This window comes from Sphingomonas sp. NFR15, assembly GCF_900103265.1.
Lineage (GTDB): Bacteria > Pseudomonadota > Alphaproteobacteria > Sphingomonadales > Sphingomonadaceae > Sphingomonas > Sphingomonas pollutisoli.
The window spans coordinates 566,350-587,962 of the sequence record NZ_FMWX01000001.1 but is presented as its reverse complement, the minus strand read 5'-3'; the positions used below and the strand labels follow the sequence as shown (position 1 = coordinate 587,962).

General features: G+C 66.9%; 16 protein-coding genes. 7 read left to right on the top strand and 9 right to left on the bottom strand.

Features of this window, described 5'->3' with window-relative positions; all coding sequences use genetic code 11:
- Positions 1-106: 106 nt before the first annotated feature.
- Positions 107-874, bottom strand: a complete 768-nt coding sequence (locus BLS81_RS02715) for a sulfite exporter TauE/SafE family protein (RefSeq protein WP_093220379.1) — start codon at positions 872-874, stop codon at positions 107-109.
- Between the two features lie 158 nt (positions 875-1,032).
- Between BLS81_RS02715 and epsC the strand changes: the two genes are divergently transcribed.
- Both epsC and BLS81_RS02705 read left to right on the top strand, forming a co-directional pair.
- The gene (gene epsC / locus BLS81_RS02710; protein WP_093220376.1) at positions 1,033-1,713 is read left to right on the top strand and encodes a serine O-acetyltransferase EpsC; all 681 of its coding nucleotides are present in this window, start codon (positions 1,033-1,035) and stop codon (positions 1,711-1,713) included.
- Positions 1,713-2,057 (top strand): DUF2794 domain-containing protein, encoded by a 345-nt coding sequence (locus BLS81_RS02705; protein ID WP_093220374.1) that lies wholly within the window; start codon positions 1,713-1,715, stop codon positions 2,055-2,057. The genes epsC and BLS81_RS02705 overlap by 1 nt, the downstream gene beginning before the upstream one ends.
- A 255-nt stretch (positions 2,058-2,312) precedes the next feature.
- Here BLS81_RS02705 and rpoC read toward each other — a convergent pair whose 3' ends face one another.
- A complete protein-coding gene (gene rpoC / locus BLS81_RS02700) occupies positions 2,313-6,599 on the bottom strand; it encodes a DNA-directed RNA polymerase subunit beta' (protein WP_093220371.1) in 4,287 nt (1,428 codons plus the stop codon).
- A 123-nt stretch (positions 6,600-6,722) separates the two neighbouring features.
- Positions 6,723-10,877 carry a DNA-directed RNA polymerase subunit beta gene (gene rpoB / locus BLS81_RS02695; RefSeq protein WP_093220369.1) on the bottom strand — a complete coding sequence of 1,385 codons (4,155 nt, stop codon included), beginning with the start codon at positions 10,875-10,877 and terminating at the stop codon, positions 6,723-6,725.
- A 335-nt stretch (positions 10,878-11,212) separates the two neighbouring features.
- On the opposite strand from rpoB, the gene BLS81_RS02685 reads away from it, so the two are divergent.
- On the top strand, positions 11,213-12,400 hold the full coding sequence (locus tag BLS81_RS02685) for a hypothetical protein (RefSeq protein ID WP_143023270.1): 1,188 nt from the start codon (positions 11,213-11,215) through the stop codon (positions 12,398-12,400).
- 256 nt (positions 12,401-12,656) lie between these two features.
- Here the strand turns inward: BLS81_RS02685 and rplL are convergent, their stop codons facing one another.
- The 3 genes from rplL to BLS81_RS02670 all read right to left on the bottom strand — a co-directional run bounded on the left by rplL (position 12,657) and on the right by BLS81_RS02670 (position 14,377).
- The gene (gene rplL, locus BLS81_RS02680) at positions 12,657-13,040 is read right to left on the bottom strand and encodes a 50S ribosomal protein L7/L12 (RefSeq protein ID WP_093220361.1); all 384 of its coding nucleotides are present in this window, start codon (positions 13,038-13,040) and stop codon (positions 12,657-12,659) included.
- A 68-nt stretch (positions 13,041-13,108) separates the two neighbouring features.
- The gene (rplJ, locus tag BLS81_RS02675) at positions 13,109-13,630 is read right to left on the bottom strand and encodes a 50S ribosomal protein L10 (protein WP_093220359.1); all 522 of its coding nucleotides are present in this window, start codon (positions 13,628-13,630) and stop codon (positions 13,109-13,111) included.
- Positions 13,631-14,176: 546 nt separating this feature from the next.
- Positions 14,177-14,377 (bottom strand): hypothetical protein, encoded by a 201-nt coding sequence (locus BLS81_RS02670; RefSeq protein ID WP_093220356.1) that lies wholly within the window; start codon positions 14,375-14,377, stop codon positions 14,177-14,179.
- Between the two features lie 104 nt (positions 14,378-14,481).
- Between BLS81_RS02670 and BLS81_RS02665 the strand changes: the two genes are divergently transcribed.
- Positions 14,482-16,401, top strand: coding sequence for an AsmA family protein (locus BLS81_RS02665; protein ID WP_093220353.1), 1,920 nt, complete (start codon positions 14,482-14,484; stop codon positions 16,399-16,401).
- Positions 16,402-16,405: 4 nt separating this feature from the next.
- On the opposite strand, the gene BLS81_RS02660 is transcribed toward BLS81_RS02665, so the two are convergent.
- The 3 genes from BLS81_RS02660 to rplK form a co-directional block, all read right to left on the bottom strand.
- Positions 16,406-17,119 (bottom strand): EAL domain-containing protein, encoded by a 714-nt coding sequence (locus BLS81_RS02660; protein ID WP_093221747.1) that lies wholly within the window; start codon positions 17,117-17,119, stop codon positions 16,406-16,408.
- A 221-nt stretch (positions 17,120-17,340) separates the two neighbouring features.
- Entirely contained in the window at positions 17,341-18,039 is a 699-nt protein-coding gene (rplA, locus tag BLS81_RS02655) for a 50S ribosomal protein L1 (protein WP_093220351.1), read from the bottom strand.
- Positions 18,040-18,043: 4 nt separating this feature from the next.
- Positions 18,044-18,475: a 50S ribosomal protein L11 gene (gene rplK, locus BLS81_RS02650; protein WP_093220348.1), complete on the bottom strand. Its 432-nt coding sequence runs from the start codon at positions 18,473-18,475 to the stop codon at positions 18,044-18,046.
- 201 nt (positions 18,476-18,676) lie between these two features.
- Here rplK and BLS81_RS02645 point away from each other — a divergent pair, with 201 nt between their 5' ends.
- The 3 genes from BLS81_RS02645 (at position 18,677) to BLS81_RS02635 (ending at position 21,592) form a co-directional block, all read left to right on the top strand.
- Positions 18,677-19,696, top strand: a complete 1,020-nt coding sequence (locus BLS81_RS02645) for an ATP-grasp domain-containing protein (RefSeq protein ID WP_093220346.1) — start codon at positions 18,677-18,679, stop codon at positions 19,694-19,696.
- 91 nt (positions 19,697-19,787) lie between these two features.
- Positions 19,788-20,369, top strand: a complete 582-nt coding sequence (locus tag BLS81_RS02640; protein WP_093220343.1) for a TerD family protein — start codon at positions 19,788-19,790, stop codon at positions 20,367-20,369.
- Positions 20,370-20,413: 44 nt separating this feature from the next.
- A complete protein-coding gene (locus BLS81_RS02635) occupies positions 20,414-21,592 on the top strand; it encodes a TerD family protein (protein WP_093220340.1) in 1,179 nt (392 codons plus the stop codon).
- Positions 21,593-21,613 lie beyond the last annotated feature (21 nt).

The window sequence follows — 21,613 nt, the reverse complement described above, 5'->3', positions numbered from 1 at the left end:
GCGCATCCCTCGACTTCGCTCGGGACGAACGGCGGTAATTCGCTCGGGATGAACGGTGGTAATTCGCCCGGGACGAACGGTGGTACGGGGGCGGGCCGGTCGCTGCTTACCGCAGCGCCTGCCAGATCGTATAGGCGCTGGTGACCGTCAACAGCGTGCCGACCATCGCCATCAGCGGCCGCGCGGGCACGTGTTTCGCGACCATGCCGCCGAGCGGGGCGGCGGCCAGTCCGCCGATCAGCAGGCCTAGCGTCGCCAGCGAGAAGGCCGCCCAGCCCATCTGCGTGAAGAAGGTGATCGAGACGGTCGCGGTGAGGAAGAATTCGCTGGTGTTGACCGTGCCGATCGTGGTGCGTGGGGCCGAGCCCTGCACGAGCAGGTTCGAGGTGACGACCGGACCCCAGCCGCCGCCGCCCGCCGCATCGAGGAACCCGCCGGCGAGACCGAGCGGCGCGACGATCCTGGGCGAGCGCAGCGTCAGCGCGCCGCGCCAGGCGCGGAACAGCAGGAACAGGCCGATCGCGGCGAGATAGGCCATCACGAACGGGCGCGCGACGGCGGCGTCGATGTTGCTGAGCACATAAGCGCCGAGCACGCCGCCGAGCACGCCGGGAGCCACCAGCCGCCCGAACAGCCGCCAGTCGACGTTGCGGTGGACGATGTGGCTGGTGCCCGAGGCGGCGGTGGTGAAGGTCTCGACCGCGTGGACGCTCGCCGAGGCGAGCGCGGGCGGCATGCCGAGCATGCTGACCAGCAAGGTCGAATTGATGAGGCCGAACGCCATGCCGAGCGCGCCGTCGATCACTTGTGCCGCGAAACCGATCGCGATGAAGGGCAGGATAGCGGCGAAGTCGATCGTGGAAAAATCCGGCATTCGCGCTCCTTGCGCAAGCATAACGCGCCGGAATGGCTCGGTTTCCAATTCCTACAGGGAAGATGGGGTTTAAATCCAGCGGCTTCGCGGTTTTCGTCGCACTTTTATTCGCACGCGCGAACGCCTAGATACCGTCGATCGAAGAGGGGACGTGCGTGATGTTGCAACGGTTGGTCGCGTATCTCGACTCGATCAAGGCGCGCGATCCCGCGCCGCGATCGCGTCTCGAGATTCTGACCTATCCGGGGGTGTGGGCGCTGGTCTGGCACCGCGTCGCGCATCGGCTGTTCACGGCGCGGCTGTTCTTCCTCGCCCGGCTGGTCAACCATTTGTCGCGGATGACGACCGCGATCGACATCCATCCCGGCGCCAGGATCGGCAGGCATTTCTTCATCGACCACGGCTTCACCGTGATCGGCGAGACCGCCGAGATCGGCGACAATGTGACGATCTACCAATGCGTCACGCTCGGCGGCACCAGCCCCGACAATGGCGTGGCGGGCAAGCGCCACCCGACCTTGTGCGATAATGCCATCATCGGTTCGGGCGCACAGGTGCTCGGGCCGATCACGGTGGGCAAGGGCGCGCGCATCGGCGCGAACGCGGTGGTGACCCGCGACGTGCCCGAGGGCGCGGTGATGGTCGGCATTCCGGCCCGGCCGACGATGATCGAGGGCGGGCAAGCGAAGCCGGGGTTCCTCGCCTATGGCACGCCGTGCAGCGACGTGTTCGATCCGCAGACCCAGAAGGTCGAGCTGCTCCGCTGCGAGATCGAGACGATGCGCAAGCGGCTCGACGCGTTGCTCGCGGAGCAAGAGGATGTGCGCAGCCGCGCCTGATGGGGACGGTCACGCCTTTTCCCCAGCCGCCGGGCAGGCCCGCGCAGATCGGCTTCGAGCGGCTCGAACTCAACCGTATTCTCGATCTGTACGGGCGGATGGTCGCGGCCGGGCATTGGCGCGATTACGCGATCGACCTGGGGCGGGAGGCGGCGGTGTTCTCCTGCTATCGCCGCACCGCCGAACGCCCTGAGTTCCGCATCGAGAAGCGGCCGGCGCTGCGCAACAAGCAGGGCATGTGGGCGCTGGTCGGCGAACAGGGCGCGGTGGTGAAGCGCGGGCATGAACTTGGCCCGGTGCTCGCGCCCGTCGAGCGGCGGCTGATGAAGCTGGTCGAGGAATAGCCTCCTAGCGTCACGCCGGCTTACGCTGGGTGACGGTTGGGGAGGGCGGTCGCCCCCGCGCCGGTGCAGCATCCTCCATCACCACCCCAATCCTTTCGCGCCGAGCGAAGGCGAGGCGTCTGCGCTCCGCGATCATCCCTCGACTTCGCTCAGGCCGAACGGAGAGGAAGGCGCGCGGACGAATGTCCCCAAACGAAAAACCGCCGCCCGGGCATCCCCGGACGGCGGCTTTCGCGTTGGTGTCTGACGAGCCGATCAGCTCTCCAGATAATCGCCCGCGTCGGCATCGGTGCCGGTGCCCGAGGGCTCGACGGCGGCAAGCGCGTCGCGCGTGCCGGCGGCGTCACGCGGGCTGCGGGCCAGTTCGGCTTCGTGCTCTTCGGCCGCCGAGTTCGGCGCGACGAAGGCCACTTCCGACATGCGGCGCATCGCCACCCGCTGTGCCGCGTCCCGCGACGAGGCCGCGATCCGCAGGCGGTTCATGCCGGCGCCGGTGCCCGCCGGGATGAGCCGGCCGACGATGACGTTCTCCTTGAGGCCGATCAGCGTGTCCTGCTTGCCCTGGACCGCCGCCTCGGTGAGGACGCGGGTGGTCTCCTGGAACGATGCCGCCGAGATGAAGCTGCGGGTCTGCAGCGACGCCTTGGTGATGCCGAGCAGGACGGGCTTGCCGACGGCACGCGCCTGGTTCGGCTCGAGCTTGGCGTTGATCGCATCCATCTCGTCGCGATCGACCTGCTCGCCCGCCAGCAGCGTGGTGTCGCCGCCGTCGGTGATCTCGACCTTTTGCAGCATCTGACGAACGATCGTCTCGATGTGCTTGTCGTTGATCTTCACGCCCTGCAGACGATAGACCTCCTGGATTTCCGAGACGAGATATTCCGCCAGCGGTTCGATGCCGAGCACTTCGAGAATATCGTGCGGATCGGGGCTGCCGCCGATCAGGTTGTCGCCACGCTTGACGTAGTCGCCTTCCTGAACGTCGATCACCTTCGACTTGGGCACCAGATACTCGACGACCTCGCCGCCATCCTCCGGCTGGATGCCGATCTTGCGCTTCGCCTTATAGTCCTTGCCGAACACCACGCGGCCCGAGACCTTGGCGATGATGGCATTTTCCTTGGGCTTGCGCGCCTCGAACAGCTCGGCGACGCGCGGCAGACCACCGGTGATGTCGCGGGTCTTGGCGGACTCGCGGCTGACGCGCGCCAGAACGTCACCGCCCTGGACTTCCGCGCCATCCTCGACCGAGAGCGTCGCGCCCGGCACCAGCATGTAGCGGCCGGCCTCGCCCGAACCGCTGTCGAGCAGGGTCAGACGCGGACGCAGATCCTCCTTCGCCTTGCTGGTCGCGCGGTATTCGATGACCACGCGCTGCGAGATGCCGGTCGCTTCGTCGGCCTGTTCGGTGAGCGTCTTGCCCTCGATCAGATCCTGATACTTCACGATACCGGGGTTCTCGGTGATGACCGGCATGGTGAACGGATCCCACTCGGCCAGACGATCGCCCTTCGAGACGATCGCGCCGTCGTCGTGCAGCACGTACGCACCGTAGGGGATGCGATCGACCGAACGCTCGCGCCCGTCCATGTCGACGATCGCGACTTCGCCCGAGCGCGACAGCACGACGCGGCGGCCGCGCTGATCGGTGATGATGCGCAGATCGCGGTATTCGAGCGTACCGTCGGTGACCGCTTCGAGGTTCGACTGCTCGTTGAGCTGCGCCGCGCCACCGATGTGGAAGGTACGCATCGTGAGCTGCGTGCCCGGCTCGCCGATCGACTGCGCCGCGATGACGCCGACCGCCTCGCCGATGTTCACCGGCGTACCGCGGGCGAGATCACGCCCGTAGCACTTGGCGCAGACGCCGATCTTGGTCTCGCACACCAGCGGCGAGCGGATCTTGACCGCCTGCGTGCCGATCGCCTCGATCCGCGCCACCATCGGCTCGTCGAGCAGCGTGCCGAGCGGGATCACGATCTCGCCGGTCTTGCTGTCGATGATGTCCTCCGCCGTGGTGCGGCCGAGAATACGCTCGCCGAGCGAGGCGATCGTCGAACCGCCCTGCACGATCGCGCGCATCTCGAGCGCACGCTCGGTGCCGCAATCGAGTTCGATGATGACGCAATCCTGCGACACGTCGACCAGACGGCGGGTGAGGTAGCCCGAGTTCGCGGTCTTCAACGCCGTGTCCGCGAGGCCCTTACGGGCGCCGTGGGTGGAGTTGAAGTATTCGAGGACGGTCAGACCTTCCTTGAAGTTCGAGATGATCGGCGTTTCGATGATCTCGCCCGACGGCTTGGCCATCAGCCCGCGCATGCCGGCAAGCTGCTTGATCTGCGCCTGCGAACCGCGCGCACCCGAGTGCGCCATCATGTAGATCGAGTTGATCGGCTTCTCGCGGCCCTTGTTGGGGCCGTCCTCGTAGCGCTTGACCGCCTTGATCTCGTTCATCATCGAGTTCGCGACCTGATCGCCGCACCGGCTCCAGGCGTCGATCACCTTGTTGTACTTCTCCTGCTGCGTGATCAGGCCGTCCTGATACTGCTGCTCGAAGTCCTTCACCTGCTCGCGGGTCTCATCGACCAGCTTGTCCTTGTCCGGCGCGATGATCATGTCGTCCTTGCCGAACGAGATGCCCGCCTTGAACGCGTGACGGAAGCCGAGGCTCATGATCGCGTCGGCGAACAGCACGGTCTCCTTCTGACCGGTGTGACGATACACCTCGTCGATCACGTCGCCGACGTCCTTCTTGGTGAGGAGGCGGTTGACGGTATCGAACGGCACCTTCGACGACTTGGGCAGGCACTCGCCGAGCAGCATGCGACCGGGGGTGGTCTCATAGCGCTTGAGGTAGGGCTGGCCATTCTCGTCGGTCTGCGGAACGCGGCTGATGATCTTGGTGTGGAGCGTGACCGCGCCAGCCTCGAGCGCCTGATGGACTTCCGACATGTCCGAGATCAGCATGCCCTCGCCGGGCTCGCCTTCCTTGAGCATCGACAGATAGTACAGACCCAGCACCATGTCCTGCGACGGCACGATGATCGGCTTGCCGTTGGCGGGCGAGAGGATGTTGTTGGTCGACATCATCAGCACGCGCGCTTCGAGCTGCGCCTCGAGGCTGAGCGGCACGTGGACCGCCATCTGGTCACCGTCGAAATCGGCGTTGAACGCCGAGCAGACCAGCGGGTGAAGCTGGATCGCCTTGCCCTCGATCAGCACCGGCTCGAACGCCTGAATGCCGAGACGGTGAAGCGTCGGCGCGCGGTTGAGCATGACCGGGTGCTCGCGGATCACCTCGTCGAGGATGTCCCAGACTTCCTTGCGCTCCTTCTCGACCCACTTCTTCGCCTGCTTGAGCGTCATGCTCAGGCCCTTGGCGTCGAGGCGCGCGTAAATGAACGGCTTGAACAGTTCGAGCGCCATCTTCTTGGGCAGGCCGCACTGGTGCAGCTTGAGTTCCGGACCGGTCACGATGACCGAACGGCCCGAATAGTCGACGCGCTTGCCGAGCAGGTTCTGACGGAAGCGGCCCTGCTTGCCCTTGAGCATGTCGGACAGCGACTTGAGCGGACGCTTGTTGGCGCCGGTGATCGTGCGGCCGCGGCGGCCGTTGTCGAACAGCGCGTCGACCGCTTCCTGGAGCATGCGCTTCTCGTTGCGGACGATGATGTCCGGCGCGCGCAGTTCCATCAGCCGCTTCAGGCGGTTGTTGCGGTTGATGACGCGGCGGTACAGATCGTTCAGATCCGAGGTCGCGAAGCGGCCGCCGTCGAGCGGCACCAGCGGACGCAGCTCGGGCGGGATGACCGGCACGACTTCGAGGATCATCCACTCGGGGCGGTTGCCCGAATCGATGAAGCTCTCGACGACCTTGAGGCGCTTGATGATCTTCTTGGGCTTGAGCTCGGACTTGGTGGTCGCGAGTTCCTCGAGCAGATCCTTGCGCTCGCCTTCGAGATCAAGCGATTCGAGCATGATGCGAACCGCCTCGGCGCCGATGCCGGCCGAGAACGCGTCCTCGCCATATTCATCCTGCGCGTCGAGCAGCTCGTCCTCGGTGAGGAGTTGATACTTTTCGAGCGGGGTGAGGCCCGGCTCAATCACGATATACGCCTCGAAATACAGCACGCGCTCGAGCTGCTTGAGCTGCATGTCGAGCAGCAGGCCGATGCGCGACGGCAGCGACTTGAGGAACCAGATGTGCGCGACCGGGGCGGCCAGCTCGATATGGCCCATGCGCTCGCGGCGGACCTTCGAGACGGTGACCTCGACGCCGCACTTCTCGCAGACGATGCCCTTGTACTTCATGCGCTTGTACTTGCCGCACAGGCACTCGTAATCCTTGATCGGACCGAAGATGCGCGCGCAGAACAGGCCGTCACGTTCGGGCTTGAACGTGCGATAGTTGATCGTCTCGGGCTTCTTGATCTCGCCGAACGACCACGAACGGATGCGATCCGGCGAGGCGATGCCGATCTGGATCTGGTCGAAGGTTTCCGGCTTGGCGACCGGATTGGCGAAGTTGGTCAGTTCGTTCATTTTTCAGCTCCAATTCCCCTCCCGCGTGCGGGAGGGGCTAGGGGAGGGCATGTCACGTCGGGGAGGTGCTCGGCCCACAGGCCCTCCCCCGACCCCTCCCGTGAACGGGAGGGGAGAAGTCGGTTACTCCGCCGCGATCGCGACGCCGTCGGTGTCGAACTCCTCGACCGTCTTCAGCTCGACGTTCAGGCCCAGCGAGCGCATTTCCTTGACGAGCACGTTGAAGCTCTCCGGAATGCCCGCCTCGAACGTGTCGTCACCCTTGACAATCGCCTCATAGACCTTGGTGCGGCCGACCACGTCGTCCGACTTCACCGTCAGCATTTCCTGCAAGGTGTACGCCGCGCCGTAAGCCTGCAGCGCCCAGACCTCCATTTCGCCGAAGCGCTGGCCGCCGAACTGCGCCTTACCGCCCAGCGGCTGCTGGGTGACGAGGCTGTACGGTCCGATCGACCGGGCGTGGATCTTATCGTCCACGAGGTGGTGCAGCTTGAGCATGTAGATGATGCCCACCGTCACCTTGCGATCGAACTTGTCGCCGGTGCGACCATCGAACAGATCCGACTGACCCGAGGTGTCGAGCCCGGCGAGGCTCAGCATGTCCGAAACGTCCTTCTCGCGGGCGCCGTCGAACACGGGGGTGCCCATCGGCACGCCGGTCTTCAGGTTCTCCGCCAGTTCGACGATCTGGTCGGGCGTGCGGCTCTCGATGTCGGCGACATAATGTTCGCCATAGACTTCGAGCAGACGCTGCTTGACCGCATCGGGCATCGCGCCGCCCTCGGCATCGGGATTGGCCTCACGCCAATCCTCGAGCGCGCGGTGGACCTGCTGGCCCAGGTTGCGCGCCGCCCAGCCGAGATGCGTCTCGAAGATCTGCCCGACGTTCATGCGGCTCGGCACGCCCAGCGGGTTGAGCACGAGATCGACCGGCGTACCGTCGGCGAGGAACGGCATGTCCTCCGCCGGCAGGATGCGCGAGATGACGCCCTTGTTGCCGTGACGGCCGGCCATCTTGTCGCCCGGCTGCAGCTTGCGCTTCACCGCGACGAACACCTTGACCATCTTGAGCACGCCCGGCGGCAGCTCGTCGCCACGCTCGAGCTTGTCGCGGCGATCCTGGAACTTGTCCACGATCACCTTGACGGCATCGTCATACTGCACCTTGACCGCTTCCAGATCGCTCTGGACCTTGTCGTCGGCGACGGCGAACTTCCACCATTCGTGACGATCGACGCTGTCGAGCACGTCCTGATCGATGACGACGCCCTTGCGCGGGCCGTTCTTGGGAACGGCGGTCGCGGTCTGGCCGATCAGCATCTCGCGCAGCCGCGACCAGGTCGCGCGGTTGAGGATGGTGCGCTCGTCGTCCGAGTCCTTCTTCAGGCGCTCGATCTCCTCGCGCTCGATCGCCATCGCGCGCTCGTCCTTGTCGATGCCGTGGCGGTTGAACACCCGGACCTCGACGACGGTGCCGGCGACGCCCGGCGGCAGACGCAGCGAGGTGTCACGCACGTCGCTCGCCTTTTCACCGAAGATCGCGCGGAGCAGCTTCTCTTCCGGGGTCATCGGGCTTTCGCCCTTCGGCGTGATCTTGCCGGCGAGGATATCGCCCGGCTCGACCTCGGCGCCGATGTACACGATGCCAGCCTCGTCGAGGTTACGCAGCGCTTCCTCGCCGACGTTGGGGATGTCACGCGTGATGTCTTCCGGCCCGAGCTTGGTGTCGCGCGCCATGACCTCGAACTCCTCGATGTGGATCGAGGTGAAGACATCGTCCTTCACGATACGCTCGGAGATGAGGATCGAGTCCTCATAATTGTAGCCGTTCCAGGGCATGAACGCGACGAGCGCGTTGCGGCCCAGCGCCAGCTCGCCGAACTCGGTCGAGGGACCGTCGGCTATCACGTCGCCGATGTTGACCACGTCGCCCACCTTCACCAGCGGGCGCTGGTTGATGCAGGTGTTCTGGTTCGAGCGCTGGAACTTCATCAGCGTGTAGATGTCGACGCCCGACTGGCCAGCCTCGACCTCACCGGTCGCGCGGATGACGATACGGGTCGCATCGACCTGATCGACGATGCCCGAACGCTTGGCGGCGATCGCCGCGCCCGAGTCCCGTGCAACCGTCTCTTCCATGCCGGTGCCGACGAACGGCGCTTCCGCCTTCACCAGCGGCACCGCCTGGCGCTGCATGTTCGAGCCCATCAGCGCGCGGTTGGCGTCGTCGTTTTCCAGGAACGGAATGAGCGACGCCGCGACCGAGACGAGCTGCTTGGGGCTGACATCCATCAGCGTGATGTTGCCCGGCATCGCCATCAGGAATTCGCCCGCCTGACGCGACGAGACCAATTCCTCGGTGAAGCGGCCTTCGCTGTCGAGCTCGGCGTTGGCCTGCGCGATCGTGTGCTTGGCCTCTTCCATCGCCGAGAGGTACACGACCTCGTCGGTGACCTTGTGGTCGATGACCTTGCGGTACGGCGTCTCGATGAAGCCGTATTTGTTGACGCGGCTGAACGAGGCGAGGCTGTTGATGAGGCCGATGTTCGGGCCTTCCGGCGTCTCGATCGGGCAGATGCGGCCGTAGTGCGTCGGGTGAACGTCGCGGACTTCGAAGCCGGCGCGCTCGCGGGTCAGACCACCCGGCCCGAGCGCCGAGACGCGACGCTTGTGCGTCACTTCGGAGAGCGGGTTGGTCTGGTCCATGAACTGCGAGAGCTGCGACGAGCCGAAGAATTCACGAACGGCGGCCACGGCGGGCTTGGCGTTGATGAGGTCGTTCGGCATCACGGTCGACACGTCGACTGAGGACATGCGCTCCTTCACCGCGCGCTCCATGCGGAGCAGACCGACTCGGTACTGGTTTTCAAGCAGCTCGCCGACCGAACGGACACGGCGGTTGCCGAGGTTGTCGATGTCGTCGATCTCGCCCTTGCCGTCCTTAAGGCCGACGAGCGTCTTGACGACTTCGAGGATGTCCTCGGTGCGCAGCGTGGTGACGGTGTCCTCGACGTCGAGGTCGAGACGCATGTTGAGCTTGACGCGGCCGACCGCCGACAGATCGTAGCGATCGGGATCGAAGAACAGGCCGGAGAACAGCGATTCCGCGGTTTCGAGCGTCGGCGGCTCGCCGGGGCGCATGACGCGGTAGATGTCGCTGAGGGCCTGCTCGCGCTCCTCGGCCTTGTCGGCCTTGAGCGTGTTGCGAATCCATGGACCGGTGGTGACGTGGTCGATGTCGAGCAGCTCGATCCGGTCGATGCCGGCCTTGTCGAGCTTTTCGAGGTTCTCGGCCGAAACCTCGTCGCCCGCCTCGATATAGATCTCGCCGGTGGTCTCGTTGATGAGATCATAGGCGCTGTAGCGGCCGAAGATTTCCTCGGTCGGGATCAGCAGGTCGGTGAGGCCGTCCTTGCCGGCCTTGTTGGCGGCGCGGGGGCTGATCTTCTGGCCGCTGGCGAACACGATCTCGCCGGTCTTGGCGTCGACGATGTCGAACATCGGCTTCTGGCCGCGCCAGTTCTCGGCCTGATAGGGGACGATCCAGCCGCCCTGGCCGCGCACGAAGGTGACGCGGTTGTAGAAATAGTTGAGGATTTCCTCGGAGTTCAGGCCGAGCGCATACAGCAGCGCCGTCACCGGCAGCTTGCGCTTGCGGTCGATACGGACGTTGACGATGTCCTTGGCGTCGAACTCGAAATCGAGCCACGAGCCGCGATAGGGGATGACGCGCGCGGCGAACAGATATTTGCCCGAGGCGTGGGTCTTGCCGCGATCGTGATCGAACAGCACGCCCGGCGAGCGGTGCATCTGCGAGACGATCACGCGCTCGGTGCCGTTGATGATGAACGTGCCGTTCTGCGTCATGAGCGGCATGTCGCCCATGTACACGTCCTGCTCCTTGATATCGAGCACCGAGCGGGCTTCGGTATCGGCGTCCACCTCGAACACGATCAGGCGCAGCGTGACGCGCATCGGCGCCGCATAGGTGATGCCGCGCTGGCGGCATTCGTCGGTGTCGAACTTCGGCGGCTCGAGTTCGTAATTGACGAAGTCGAGCTCGGCGGTGCCGGCGAAATCGCGGATCGGGAACACCGAACGCAGCGTCTTTTCGAGGCCCGAGACATAGCCGATCGAGGGATCTGAGCGGAGGAACTGTTCGTAGCTCTCGCGCTGCACCTCGATCAGGTTCGGCATCTGCACCACTTCGTGGATGTTGCCGAACACCTTGCGGATGCGGCGCTTCGCGGTGCCGCCTTCGATCGCTCTGGTTGCCATGTGTCTTTAGCCCTCACGTCAAAATTTCGTGCCCGGATCGCCCGGGCGGGCACGCGGAAAGACGCAAAAAGCCGCATGTCCTCCGCGATACTCGGAAAACAGCAGCTTCTCGGCGTCCTCGTAAGGCCACAACCTCCAATCCGATCGACATGCTGCGCGAGGGCACGTCATTTCCCGAAAGTCGTGGTGAAGGACGCCATATAGGCGCGGTGTTGGAGCGTGTCAAATCCGGCCGACAATCCGCGCGATCGGGTCGGCGCGCGCGGCGCGTCTGGCGCTTGTCTTATCATGACGCGGTCGTATGGCATGGGCTTGAACGACGCACCGAGGCGATTTTGACTTTGCTTTTTCCTGCGACCCGCCGCGCGCGCGCGGTGCTCGCGCTGGCCGTGACGGTCGGGACGGTCGGGACGGCCGGAAGCGCGGGCGCGCAGAACAGCCAGCCGCCCGCGACGATCCCGGGACTCGAAGGCTTCAGCCTGCCGACCGAGCCGACACGCCCGACGCCGGTGCCGACGCCCGAGCCCAAGGTCGCGCCGCTGCCGCGCCCGACGCCGAGCGCCACCGCCACGCCGAGCGCGACCCCGACGCCCGCCACGGTGACGCCGCCGCCGGTGCGCCCGACGGTTCGGGCGACGCCGACGCCAAGGGCGACCCCCGCCGCTACGCCGACACCGATCGCGCGCGCGACCGTGCCCGCGCCGGCGCTCACACCGGCCCGCGCACCGACGGCGATCCCGACGTCAGCGCCCGCGCCAGAGGCCGCGCCGCCGGCGGCTGTGGTCGCGGCGACCCCGCCATCCGCCCCGGCCGCGAAGAATTGGGGATCACTCGGGCTGTGGGCGGCCGGTGTGTCGCTGATCGCCGTCTGCGCCGGTGTCGTGCTGTACCGGCGGCGGCGGCGCGGGGACGATGAGATCACCGCCGAAGCGGAGCCGGCGACGGCGCCGCCACCCCCACCGGCACCATCGCCGCTTGCGCCCGCGCCCGTCGCCGAGGCGGTGGCGGCGCCGCGCGCGCGGATCGCGATCGCGCTCGAGGTCAAGCGGGCCGGCACCAACCTGCTGAGCGCGGCGGTCGAATATCGCATCGTGCTGCACAATGCCGGCGAAGTCGATGCGCGCGCGATCGCGCTCGATCTGCGGCTGTTCGGAGTCGAGCCGGGGCTGGAGCGGACGCTCGACGCCTTGTTCGCCGCGCCGATCGAACGCGCGGTCGTCGCGCGGTTCGATCTCGCCGCCGGTGCGACCGCCGCGCTGGAAGGCACCGCGATGCTGCCGCGCGACGTGATGCCGCCGCTCGCGATCCAGGGGGTCGGTGAGGGGCGGGCGCTGTTCGTGCCGGTGATGACGGTCGCGCTCGATTATGCGTGGGAGGGCGGGCACGGGCGCAGTGCCGCTTCGTTCGTCGTCGGGCTTGATCGCGGCGCCGACGCGAAGCTCGGGCCGTTCCGCCTAGACGGCCCGCCGCGCATGCATGATCGCGTGCGGCATTTGTCGTTCACGGTGTCGCGGGACGATTGAGGATAAGCCGTCGCCCCGGCGGAGGCCGGGGCCGTTTCGGTTCTGGCAACCCGCCCGGCAGACAACTTGGCGGCCCCGGCCTGCGCCGGGGCGACGGTGGGTATAAGAAAGGGGCGGCATCCTCGCGGATGCCGCCCCTTCTTTTTGCAAGCCGTCATGGGCGAAGCCCATGACGTCGGACGCGGGCTTGGCGCCCGCGCCGGCCGGCCTTGTCGGTCTCGCGGGCTGGCGTGCCAGCCCGCGTGCCGACTGCGGCTTACTTGATTTCGACGGTCGCGCCGGCGGCTTCGAGCTGCGCCTTGATCTTGGCGGCCTCGTCCTTCGACACGCCTTCCTTGACGGCCTTCGGAGCCGACTCGACCAGCGTCTTGGCTTCGGTCAGGCCGAGCGAGGTGATCGCGCGGACTTCCTTGATGACGTTGATCTTCTTGCCACCGTCGCCGGTGAGGATGACGTCGAATTCGGTCTGCTCTTCAGCGGCCGGAGCAGCGGCGCCACCGGCGCCACCGGCGGCCGGCGCAGCGGCGACGGCCGCAGCGGCCGAAACGCCCCACTTCTCTTCGAGCAGCTTCGAAAGCTCGGCGGCTTCGAGGACGGTCAGTTCGCTAAGCTGGTCAACCAGCGCGTTCAGGTCTGCCATGTGTAGTCTCCAATAGGGGGCATCGCCCCGGTCTGTTCAGGTAAGAAAAATCTCGAAAGAGCCTGAAATCAGGCGGCTTCCTTGTCCTTGTCGGCATAGGCCTGGAGGACGCGGGCGAGCTGTGCCGCCGGAGCCTGCGTGATCGTGGCGAGCTTGGTTGCAGGAGCAACCAGCAGGCCGATGATCTTGGCACGCAGTTCATCCAGCGACGGCATCGTCGCCAGCGCCTTCACGCCGTCTACGTCGAGGACGGTCGCGCCCATCGCCCCGCCGACGATTTCGAACTTGTCGTTCGTCTTCGCGAATTCGACGGCCACCTTGGCGGCCGCGACGGGATCAACGGAAGTGGCGAGACCGACCGGACCCGTGAGCATGTCGCCCAGCGAGAGATAGTCGGTGCCGTCGAGCGCGATCTTGGCAAGCTTGTTCTTCGAGACCTTGTAGCTCGCGCCGGCATCCCGCATCGCGTTGCGCAGCTTGGTCGACTGTGCAACGGTCATGCCGAGGTTGCGGGTGACGATCACCGCGCCGACTTCGGCAAAAGTGCGGTTCAGCTCGGCGACGAGCTCGGTCTTTTGAGCACGATCCATGCCATTCTCCACGTGTTGGCCCACCGCGAACGGCGGGCCGGTTGACCCGGAGGAACGCGGCGCAACAGCCGCACCCTTCCGGGGGCTGTCCAGCGAAGGGGCATGGCGGACCGCGACACATGGCGACGGACCGAAGGGCGCGGGCGCGGAACGCCCGGACCAGAATTCCATTCCCCGTCTCGGCGGGAAATTAAGCGACGGCAAACCCGGCGCACCCACTGTCTCGGACGGACCCGGCATACGCGAACGCGTGCCGGGCGAAGGCGCGCTGTTAGCGGCATTGGCGGCAAAGTCAATCGCCGTTGGTGGATCCTTTATAAGTGTGCCGAGACGTGTGATTTCGTCGGTGAAACGAGCCGGAGGTGACCGCCGCGCGGCATCAACCTTGTAGCATTGCCAGAGGCTTTGCGAGACACTCGACGGGTTCCGCCGATTCACCTTCGATGAGTCGGCCGCGCCGGAGGTTTCGCGGACAGGCTCGCCCGACAGGGCTGCGAGTGAGGAGAGGAGGGGCCGGAGCAACCGGCCCCTTTACCCCGACCGCGCTTACGCCTTCACCGTCACCCACACCGAAACCGGCACGACGACCTTGCCCGGCGCGGGCTTGCCGACCTCGACGCGGTCCGCGGTGACGAGTTCCCCGGTGGCGAGATTGAAGGATACCCAGGGCTTGGGCATGCGCCCGAAGGTCATTTTCTGGATGGGCTGGCCGGTGGCCGTGTTCATGATGGTTGCGATGACTGCCATGCGCGCGCTGATAACGATGCGCGAGGCGCTGTCCAGATCGCGTACGCACGCGCAACCAAATGTCTGTCCGACGATTGAGACCGTGAAAGAGGGGCGATCGAACTATGGCGATGACACCGGCGACGCGGTCGCTCCTGCGGCGCGCCGGTTGGGCCGGGCTGATCGTCGCCGGTCTCGCGGCGCTGCTCGCGCTCGCGCTGGGGGCGCTGCCGTTCGGGCTGCTGCGCCCGGCGATCGAGCGGCGGATCGCCGCCCGGCTCGGCGCGCCCGCGCATATCGGCGCGATCCGCCGTTTGCAGGCTTTCTCCTACACGCCCGACATCGTGATCGAAGACGTGCGGATCGAACAGCCCGGCTGGGTGGGTGGTGGCGATTTCCTGCGCGCGCGGGCGGTGACGATGCGGCTGCCGGTGTTCAAGCTGCTGTTCGGCGGAGTGAAGCCCGACGCGCTGGTGATCGACGGGCTCGAGGTCGCGCTGGTGCGCGACGCGAGCGGTCGCTCCAACTGGAAGGGGCGGCCCCGGCCAGCGGATGCGCCGCCGGCCACGACGGGGCCGGGGCTGACCCGGCTGACGATCCGGGACGGCCGGCTCAGCCTGCGCGATGCCAAGCGGCAACTGAGCGTCGCCGGGCCGTTCGCGGTGACGGGTGCATCCGGGCTGCGGCTGGCCGCGAGCGGCACGTTCCTCGGTACGCCCGCGCGGCTCGACGTGACCGGCGGGCGGATCGACGGGATCGATCCGGCGGCGGCATGGCCGGTCGAGCTGCATCTGGTGTCGCCGGCGCTGCGGCTGGAGGCGAAAGGGACGACCGACGGCGTGCTCAACACGCATCGCTTCGGCGCGACCGTGACGGCGCGCGCACCCACGCTCAAGAACCTCGACCGCGCGATCGAGGCCGGGCTGTTCGGCACGCGGCCGATCGCACTGATCGCGCAGGTGCGGCACGATGCGCGCGACTGGTATCTCGACCGGATCGGCGGCGGCATCGGGCGTTCGCGTTTCGTCGGCAAGGCGAGCATCCTCAAGCGCGACGGACGCACCAGGATCGACGCGCAGATGCGCGCCAGCCAGTTCGATTTCGACGACCTCGCCGACGAAGCGGGGCGTGCCAGGGCGGCGGCGAGCAAGGCCGCGATCGGCCCGCGCGTGCTGCCGCCGACGCGGATCAACCTTTCGCATCTCTGGCGGACCGACGGTACGATCGCGTTCCGGGTCGATCATCTGCTGTCCGGCGGCGGGACGGTGTTTCGCACGCTCCGCGGGCAGCTTCGTCTCGACCATCAAGTGCTAACGGTCGACCGCCTCGTCGCGACGCTCGCGACCGGACGGATGACCGGCGTGATCCGGGTCGATCACCGCAGCGGCCGACCCAAGCTGTCGACCGATCTGCGGCTGGAGGGGATGACGCTCGACACGCTGGTCGGGTCGCCCGACGACATCACCGGCATCGTGCGCGGGCGGATCGCGCTCAGCGGGCAGGGCGATACAGTGCGCGAGGCGCTGAGCCATGCCGACGGCAGCGCTGCGATCGTCTCCAACGCCGGCACGATCAAGGCCGTGGTCGCGGATGTGCTCGGGCAGGATCTTGGCGGCACGATCAAACAGGCGATCCTGCACCCGTCCGAGCGGGTGCCGCTACGCTGTCTCGTCGCCGCGTTCCGCGCGCGGGGCGGCGTGCTGACGCCGAACCCGCTGGCGATCGACACCGGCAGTTCGATAGGGCGCGGCAGCGGGCGAATCGACCTGCGCGACGAGCGCATCGCGCTGACGCTGGCGGGGCGCACGCGCGACGATCCGGCGCTGCGCATCGTCGACCCGATCCGCATCGGCGGCACGCTCAGCAAACCCGCCATCGCGATCGCGGGGAGCGACGCGCCCTCGGGCAAGCCGGGTGTCGGCGGCTTCTTCAAGGCGCTCGGGCGCTCGATCGGCGAAGCGATCGGGCTGGGCGACAAGCCTGCGCCGCGCCCGGCGTTCGCGCCACTCGATTGCGCGCGGTTGAGCGCGGCGGCGTTGCGGTAGCGGCTCAGGCGATCGGCGGCTCCGCGGTCACGTCGAACGCGATCGGCGGCAGCGTCTCGAAGCCGGGCCGGGCGAGCAGATAGCCCTGGACGTAGCGGACGTTCATCGCGCGGAGCGCCGCCAATTCGCCGGCGGTCTCGATCCCCTCGGCGATGACGGTGATGCCGAGCGCGGCGCACATCTTGACGACGCCATCGACGATCATCCGGCGCGGCAGGCTGCTGTCGAGCCCGCGGATCAGCTCCATGTCGAGCTTGATGATGTCCGGCTGGAACCGCGCGAGCAGGTTGAGCCCGGCATGCCCCGCGCCGAAATCGTCGAGCGCGGTGCCGAAGCCCATCTTGCGATAGGTCGCGATGATATCGGCGACGTGCGCCGGATCGGCCATCCGCTCGTTTTCGGTGAATTCGAAGATCAGCCGGTCGGTGGGGAACGCCACCGCCCTGGCGGTCTTGAGCGTCAACTGGATGCACGCGGCGGGCGAATAGACCGCGTTGGGAAGGAAGTTGATCGACAGGCGCGCGCCGGTGTCGATCAGCCCGGCGGCGGCCGCGACCGAAATGGCGCGCACGCGGCATTGCTGATCGAAGGCATAGCGGTTGGCGTCCGACACGCGCGACAGGACGCTGGCGGCGCCTTGTCCGTTGGGGCCGCGCACCAGCGCTTCGTAGGCGAAGGGCGTGCCGGTGACGATATCGACGATCGGCTGGAACGCCATCGAAAAGGCGAAATCGAGATCGCCGCCGTCGCGGCATCCGGCACAGGGGGCGGGCGCGGGCGCCGATGGGGTCACGGGAAGGGCCATGCGCGCATCATGCCCGTGAAAGTTCAAAGAAAAGCCTTATGAATCAGGAAAGTGGTTAACCTCGATCATGGGCGCACGCAAAAAGGGCCGGGATCGCTCCCGGCCCTTCGTGTTCTTGCCCGTGGAGGCGTGGCTTACGCCGCGCTCACCTCGGCGGTGTCGACCTTGATGCCGGCGCCCATCGTCGAGCTGACGGCGACCTTGCGGACATACTTGCCCTTGGCGCCCGCCGGCTTCGCCTTGACCACGGCATCGACCAGCGCGTCGAAGTTCGCGCGCAGGTCTTCGGCCGGGAACGACGCCTTGCCGATGCCCGAGTGGATGATGCCGGCCTTCTCGACGCGATATTCGATCTGGCCGCCCTTGGCGTCCTTGACCGCCTGCGCGACGTTCATCGTGACGGTGCCGAGCTTGGGGTTCGGCATCAGGCCCTTCGGACCCAGGATCTTGCCGAGCCGGCCGACGACGCCCATCATGTCCGGGGTCGCGATGCAGCGATCGAAGTCGATCTTGCCGCCCTGGACGATTTCCATGAGGTCTTCGGCGCCGACGACGTCGGCACCGGCGGCGAGCGCCTCCTCAGCCTTCGCGCCCTTGGCGAACACGCCGACGCGCACGGTCTTGCCGGTGCCCTTGGGCAGCGTGACGACGCCGCGCACCATCTGGTCGGCGTGACGCGGATCGACGCCGAGGTTGAGCGCGACTTCGATCGTCTCGTCGAACTTCGAGGTCGCGTTGGAGCGGGCCAATTCGATCGCCTCGTTGATGCCGTACAGCTTGTCGCGGTCGATCACGGTGGCGAGGGTCTTCGCCTTCTTGGTCAGCTTTGCCATGATATCAGCCCTCCACCACTTCGAGGCCCATCGCGCGGGCCGAGCCCTCGATGATGCGCGTTGCCGCTTCGATGTCGTTCGCGTTCAGATCCTTCATCTTGGCCTGCGCGATTTCCGACAGCTTCGACCGGGCGATCTTGCCCGCCGAGGTCTTGCCCGGCTCCTTCGAACCCGACTTCAGGTTCGCGGCCTTCTTGATGAGATAGGTCGCCGGCGGCGTCTTGGTCTCGAACGAGAAGCTGCGGTCGGCATAGACGGTGATGATGGTCGGCAGCGGGGTGCCGACTTCCTGATCGCCCGTCGAGGCGTTGAACTGCTTGCAGAACTCCATGATGTTCACGCCGCGCTGACCCAGCGCCGGGCCGATCGGCGGCGAGGGGTTCGCCTTGCCTGCAGGAACCTGCAGCTTGATGTATCCGGTAATCTTCTTTGCCATGTCACTCTCTTTCGGTCGGGCCCGCACGGTGGCGTGCCCCGATCAAGTCTAGCGGTTGGTAGCGGGCGCGTGTCACAGCGCCCTCCCGCACGAATCCCATTGCTGTCGCTCTGGAAGCGCGGGCGCATAGCGCAAGCGGCGTGGCGATGCAATCGGCGCGCCGCGGTTGACGTGACGGCGAGGGGCGATATCCGCCGAGCTATGAAGCTGTGGTTCAACCAGGCGTTTTCGCTCCGCAACATCGTCTCTCGCATCGCCGTCGAGCGGCCCGGCATTTCGTTGTGCGTCAGCGCGATCGACCCGGAGTCGCCGGTGCGCGATGTCGCGCCCGAATTCTGGCGCGAGCCGGCACGCGGCACCTTCGATTACCCGGAATGGCTGCTCGCGACCGCGATCGAACGCGGCGTCGATGCGCTGGTCGCGCAGCGGGGGCGCATGGATGTCGCCGGGATGGCCGACCGGTTCGCGGCGGAAGGGATCGCGCTGCATGTCGCCGCCGACGCGGCGACATTGCGGCTGCTCGACGACAAGGCGGCGTTTTCGGCGGCGCTGGCCGGGGATGCGATGCTGTGCCCGACGATCCCGGTCACGACGGCGGCGGCGTTCGAGGCGGCGGTGGATGCGATCGCGCGGGGCGGTGCGGTCGCCTGCGTCAAGCCGGCGACGGGGATTTACGGCGCCGGCTATTGGACGCTCGATGCGGCGACCGCGCTCCAGCATCTCGCCGATCCCGATGCGCGGCGGATCGCGCCCGAGGTCTATGCCGCCGCGTTGCGGGCGGGCGAGGCGCGCGGCGAGACCTTCTCGCTGCTGGTGATGGAGCATCTGCCGGGGCTGGAGGCATCGGTCGACATCGTCGCGGATCGTGGCGACACGCTGGTCGCGGCGGTGCGGACCAAGCTCGACGCCAACCGGCAGCGCATCGAGACGCGGCATCCGCTGATCGCCCACGCCGTCGGTCTGGTCGCGCGCTACGCGCTGCACGGTGCGGTCAACGTCCAGTACCGGCAGGATCGCGAGGGCGCGTGGCGCATCCTCGAAATCAACACGCGCGCGGCGGGCGGCGCGTCCTATTGCGACGCGGTGGGCGTGCCGTTCAGCGCGACCTGGGTCGATGTCGTGACCGGCGCCGCGCGGCGCTTCGACGCCGATGTGAACGTCGAAATCGTCGCGGTGGTCCATGCCGAGCGGCGACGACGAACCGATGCGGCGCGGGGATGAGGCGGAACCGCTGGCCTTGTGGTTTGTAGGTCAACTGTCATAATCGCTTGGCATACAGAACGTTACAAAACGAAAATATGGAGAAGCCAGCGTGGTCAGTCTGCAAAAAGGCCAAACTGTAAAGCTGGAAAAGTCGGGCGGCGGCACGCTGACGCGGGTGGCGATGGGCGTGGGCTGGGACGTGCGCAAGTCCAAGGGGCTGTTCGGCCTGTTCGGCGGCGGTGGCGGCGATATCGATCTCGACGCGTCGTGCCTGCTGTTCGATGCGGGCGGGGCGCTGCTCGATCAGGTGTGGTTCCGGCAGCTCGTCAGCGCGGACGGCAGCATCGTCCATAGCGGCGACAACCGCACCGGCGCCGGGGACGGCGACGACGAGACGATCAATGTCGATCTCACGCGGGTGCCCGCCACGGTGCGATCGCTGGTGTTCACGGTCAACAGCTTCACCGGCGAAAGTTTCGACCGGATCGAAAACGCCTATTGCCGCGTTGTGGATTCGACCAATGGCAAGGAAATGGCGCGCTATGATCTCAGCGGATCGGGTCCGCACACCGGGCAGGTGATGGCGAAGCTGGTGCGCTCGGGCGATGGCTGGGAGATGAAGGCGCTGGGCGAGCGCACCACCGGACGGACCTTCCACGATATGATGGGTGTGATCCGCGGCGTGCTCTGACGCCGCCCGCCACCATCCTTTCGCCGACACGAACAGGAGATCGCATGACCGATCTGCAACAGGGCGGCAATGCGCCCGTCCCGGGCGACGCGCTGGCCGTGACGTTCGCCTGGAGCGCGACGGGCGGGGTGGACGCCGATGCGTCCGCTTATCTGCTGACCGCGACCGGCAAGGTGCGCGGCGACGCCGACATGGTGTTCTACAACCAGCCCGAGGGCGATGGCGGCGGCATCCGTTTCGATGCGTCGCGCGGGCAGGGCGCGTTCGAGGTCGATCTTGCGCGGCTACCCGCCGAGATCGAGCGGATCGTGTTTTGCGTGACGCTCCCCGACGCGCAGACGCGAGGCGAGACGCTGGCGCGGCTCGACGGCGCCGAGATCACCGTTGCGCCGCGTGGTGGCGGGGAAGCGTTGCGCTTTCGGCCGCAGCTCGCCGGGGCGAGCGAGGCGGCGATGACCTTCGGCGAACTGTATCGCCGAAATGGGCAATGGAAGTTCCGTGCGGTCGGCCAAGGGTTCAACGGCGGGCTTGCGCCGCTCGCGCGGTCGTTCGGGATCGACGTCGCCGACGAGCCGCCGGCCGCTGCGACACCGCCTCCTCCTCCGCCCCCGCCCGCTCCGCCGCCGGTCAGCCTCAGCAAGGTGACGCTGGAGAAGCGCGGGCAGACCGTAAGCCTCGCCAAGCGCGGCGCGAGCTTCGGCGAGATCACGATCAACCTCAACTGGTCGCGTGGGCGCAAGGGGCTGTTCGGCGGCGGCAGCGCGATCGATCTCGACATCGGCTGCCTCTTCGAGCTCATCGACGGGCGCAAGGGCGGTGTGCAGGCGCTCGGCAACTCGTTCGGATCCTTCGATCACGCGCCCTATATCGCGCTGTCGGGCGATGACCGCACCGGCGACGTTTCGGCGGGCGAGACGCTGCGCATCAACGGCGCGTTCTGGCCGCAGATCAAGCGCGTCGCGGTGTTCGCCAACATCTATTCGGGCGTGCCCAACTGGCAGCAGACCGATGGCGTGGTGCTCGTCACCATGCCGGACCAGCCGCCGATCGAAGTGCGGCTGACCGAGGGGCGCGACGACCGCAGGCTGTGCGGGATCGTGCTGATCGAAAATGACGCGGGTGCAATCAAGGTTACGCGGATCGTGGAATATCTCCATGATACGCGCATGTTCGACGAATCGCTCGGCTGGGGCCTGCGCTGGGTCGCCGGGCGCAAGGATTGAGGCCGCACGCGGCGAACCGGG

Bases quoted from the DNA above. Each gene is read 5' to 3' on its own strand.
- BLS81_RS02715 (WP_093220379.1), bottom strand. From the start codon at position 874: ATGCCGGATTTTTCCACGATCGACTTCGCCGCTATCCTGCCCTTCATC.
- epsC (WP_093220376.1), top strand. From the start codon at position 1,033: ATGTTGCAACGGTTGGTCGCGTATCTCGACTCGATCAAGGCGCGCGAT.
- BLS81_RS02705 (WP_093220374.1), top strand. From the start codon at position 1,713: ATGGGGACGGTCACGCCTTTTCCCCAGCCGCCGGGCAGGCCCGCGCAG.
- rpoC (WP_093220371.1), bottom strand. From the start codon at position 6,599: ATGAACGAACTGACCAACTTCGCCAATCCGGTCGCCAAGCCGGAAACC.
- rpoB (WP_093220369.1), bottom strand. From the start codon at position 10,877: ATGGCAACCAGAGCGATCGAAGGCGGCACCGCGAAGCGCCGCATCCGC.
- rplL (WP_093220361.1), bottom strand. From the start codon at position 13,040: ATGGCAGACCTGAACGCGCTGGTTGACCAGCTTAGCGAACTGACCGTC.
- rplJ (WP_093220359.1), bottom strand. From the start codon at position 13,630: ATGGATCGTGCTCAAAAGACCGAGCTCGTCGCCGAGCTGAACCGCACT.
- BLS81_RS02670 (WP_093220356.1), bottom strand. From the start codon at position 14,377: ATGGCAGTCATCGCAACCATCATGAACACGGCCACCGGCCAGCCCATC.
- BLS81_RS02665 (WP_093220353.1), top strand. From the start codon at position 14,482: ATGGCGATGACACCGGCGACGCGGTCGCTCCTGCGGCGCGCCGGTTGG.
- BLS81_RS02660 (WP_093221747.1), bottom strand. From the start codon at position 17,119: ATGGCGTTCCAGCCGATCGTCGATATCGTCACCGGCACGCCCTTCGCC.
- rplA (WP_093220351.1), bottom strand. From the start codon at position 18,039: ATGGCAAAGCTGACCAAGAAGGCGAAGACCCTCGCCACCGTGATCGAC.
- rplK (WP_093220348.1), bottom strand. From the start codon at position 18,475: ATGGCAAAGAAGATTACCGGATACATCAAGCTGCAGGTTCCTGCAGGC.
- BLS81_RS02645 (WP_093220346.1), top strand. From the start codon at position 18,677: ATGAAGCTGTGGTTCAACCAGGCGTTTTCGCTCCGCAACATCGTCTCT.
- BLS81_RS02635 (WP_093220340.1), top strand. From the start codon at position 20,414: ATGACCGATCTGCAACAGGGCGGCAATGCGCCCGTCCCGGGCGACGCG.